4 protein-coding genes are annotated in these 2,986 nt (G+C 64.4%); 2 read left to right on the plus strand and 2 right to left on the minus strand.

The features are described from left to right. Positions 1-254: 254 nt before the first annotated feature. A complete protein-coding gene (locus ACXWUF_RS21400; RefSeq protein WP_458496559.1) occupies positions 255-920 on the plus strand; it encodes a Crp/Fnr family transcriptional regulator in 666 nt (221 codons plus the stop codon). A 13-nt stretch (positions 921-933) separates the two neighbouring features. Here ACXWUF_RS21400 and ACXWUF_RS21405 read toward each other — a convergent pair whose 3' ends face one another. After that, positions 934-1,239, minus strand: a complete 306-nt coding sequence (locus ACXWUF_RS21405; protein WP_458496560.1) for a hypothetical protein — start codon at positions 1,237-1,239, stop codon at positions 934-936. Positions 1,240-1,458: 219 nt separating this feature from the next. Between ACXWUF_RS21405 and ACXWUF_RS21410 the strand changes: the two genes are divergently transcribed. Next, positions 1,459-1,827 carry a cupin domain-containing protein gene (locus ACXWUF_RS21410; protein WP_458496561.1) on the plus strand — a complete coding sequence of 123 codons (369 nt, stop codon included), beginning with the start codon at positions 1,459-1,461 and terminating at the stop codon, positions 1,825-1,827. Positions 1,828-1,834: 7 nt separating this feature from the next. On the opposite strand, the gene ACXWUF_RS21415 is transcribed toward ACXWUF_RS21410, so the two are convergent. Next, entirely contained in the window at positions 1,835-2,713 is an 879-nt protein-coding gene (locus ACXWUF_RS21415) for an IS982 family transposase (RefSeq protein WP_458496562.1), read from the minus strand. Positions 2,714-2,986: the final 273 nt, after the last annotated feature.

Raw genomic sequence — 2,986 nt, forward strand, 5'->3', positions numbered from 1 at the left:
CTTTGGGAGAGGGCCGGGGTGAGGGTGTTAAAAATGAGATTTCCCCCCTAAAAATCACGGATTCGATCTCAGGGTGGAGGTGGACAAGCGCTAAATCCCTGATTGGATACCCTCACCCCAACCCTCTCCCAAAGGCGAGAGGGAGATAACACGATTGCCCTGCGCCGTTTCCCACCTCCCTTGCTTCGCGATTCCCGAACACGGAAAATGCGGTCACGTTTCCGCCCCCATACAACAGCGAGCGCCAATCCACCGTGTCCGATCAAGTCCTGGCAGGATTAAAGAACATTCCCTACTTCTCCGAAGTGCCCGACAAGTATTTGGAGCAACTGGCAGCGTCGGGCATCAAGAAGAACTACCCCAAGAACGTCGTCGTCATCAATGAGGGCGACGAGGCCGGTTCCCTGTTCATTATTTTCAGTGGCCGGGTGCAGGCATTCCTGAGCAACGAATCGGGCCGCACCGTGACACTCGCCACCCTGGAGGCCGGCTCGTTCTTCGGCGAATTGTCCCTGCTCGACGGGGAACCCCGCTCGGCGTCGGTCATAACCCTTGAGTCCACCATCTGCCTCCTGATTCCCCGCAGTTCGTTCCAGGCGTGGCTGCGCGAATACCCGGACGCGGCGGTCAGCATCATCCACCTGCTCACGCGGCGCATCCGCACCCTGACCGACAGCGTGCGCGGACTGGCGTTGACCGACGTCTATGGCCGCTTGGCGAAAACCATCAACGGCATGGCCGTGCCCGATGGCTCAAGCTGGGTGGTCAACCCCAAGCCCAGCCATCAGGACATCGCCAACGTCATTGGCTGCTCCCGCGAGATGGTCAGCCGGATCATGAAGGACTTGGCCCGTGGCGACTACATCGAGGTCGAAGGCAAGAGGCTCCGCATCAAGCGCAAGCTGCCGTCCTCCTGGTAAGCGCCCGTCCCGCTCAAGGCAAGTCATCCGCAGGTTTGCCGCCCTTCCTCATCAGCACCTTGTGCCGCAGCAAGGCCGCGCAAGCCGCCCCAAACAGAATGGATGATCCATCCATGGCGATGGCGACCCCCAGGCCATGGCTGTTGAACAGACCCCCCATGCTGCCGCGCAGCACGCCGTGCAGCCACAGCGAGAATCCGCCGTAATAGACGATCACGCCAGCGATGGCCCAGGCCACGCCCGGCAGGCCCAGCCGCTCCGCCGTCTGGTGGAACCAGACCGCCAGCCCCATGATGATGAGTATGGAAATTAACGCCATTGTGGTTTCCTCCGTTTTGTTTGGGTGTTGCAGCACTCTAGCAAAGCGGGCTGTGCGCGGGAAGAATTCCCCCATCCCCCGTCAAAATCTGGACGACGCCCCCAAGCGCCTGGAATCCGCCGCCTGTTCAGGAGGTTTGCCCACCGCCTTTGTGAAAAACCCGTGGGGCGTCCCGGCCATGACTGGCCACGCATTTCAACCGCTCAGGAGCCGCGCATCATGCCCACCCTCCCCTCGCCGCCCATCTTTTCCTGGCTGTCCGACCTCCCCGAACACTTGCCCGAGGAGCGCTTCGAAATCCTGCTGGAAACGCCCGCCTTCCGGCTGGAGCGCATCCTTTCCCTGGGCCACGCCACACCGGCGGGCGAGTGGTACGACCAAGCCTGGGACGAGTGGGTGATGCTGCTACAGGGCGCGGCCCGCCTGACCGTCGAAGGCCGGGACGAGGCGGTGACGCTACAGCCGGGGGATGCCCTCCCGTTGCCCGCCCATTGCCGACACCGGGTGGAATGGACACCCCCCGATCAAGTCACGGTGTGGCTGGCGCTACACTTTCCTAGCGCTTCGGGCCTTGGCTCATTGGCTTAAATGCGAATTACGCGCTTTGAAATCCGCCGTTCAGCAGGAACATGGCGGCGGCGAGGCGGGCGAAGACATGGACGAGCAGCCCCCGGAAGGAGCGGACCTTGCTGGCGCACTCGATGCCGGTCTTGTCCTGTATCCAGTTGAACAGCGACTCGACGGGCTGGCGGACCCGCGAGACGGCGGCGGAATAGAGCCGGTCGGCGGAATCCAGGCGTTCCTGGCCCTTGGCCTTCTTGACCGGGGTCAGGACCGCGAACCCGAGGCCGGGGTTCCGGGCGAGGTGCTCGTAGGCCTTGCCGGAACACAGCTCCCGGTAGGCGAGCGCGGGCGCCACGGCCTCCAGGGCGGGGCCGTCGCTCATCCCGGCGGGGGTGACGCCGATGTAGCGGGGCAGCGGCAGGGTGCCGGGCCGGTGGTCGCCAATGGCGTGGACCTTCACGCCGTGGTGGCACAGGTTCTTGGTGGGACAGTAGCCGCTGTTCGCCAATTCCTGGCGGGCCACCCTGGCGTTGAAGCGTCGGCCCTGCTGGGCCAGGATCACCGGCCGGGAGTCGATCAGGCCGATGTCGGTCGGGGGTGGCCCGTCGGGGCACAGCCGCGCCAGGAGCGGGGGGAACACCTCCGCCAGCCGGTTCAGGCGCCGCACGTAGGCGCCGTAGCCGGGAAGGCGTGGAAACCACTCGGCCCAGTAGTCAAAGGCATGGCCGTGGATCGTCCGTATCTCGCGCCTCTTGTCCAGGAGGCCCGCCAGGCAGACCGTGACGACCTCCTCGTCGGTGAAGCCCAGATCGGCATGGGGCGCGAAGCGCTGGGCGTGGATCCAGAGGCCCTGGGCGAAATGGTCGCAAACGAACAGGTGGAGGGTGATGAGCCGGGTTTGCCAGTCCATGAGGGGAGGCCTCGAATCGGGTGGAGCACCCCCAGCCAAGACCACCCCGCGCGGGGCCGCAATTCCCCGGTTAGCTCGTAATTCGCATTTAAGGGCGGTAACGCGCCGCGTGGGAACGAGCGGGCATTTACACAAAAAGCCCCATCCCAGCCCGGAAAGCCCCGCCCACCCCCAGGGCAATCGCGCTATGTAGGCGGTTCCCCGAAAATCAATTGGAACCGGTAACCGTCATTGAGCGAGGCCCGGAGCTTGCGGACGCGCAGGCTATCCTTG

The sequence above is a fragment of the Methylomagnum sp. genome (assembly GCF_054333355.1).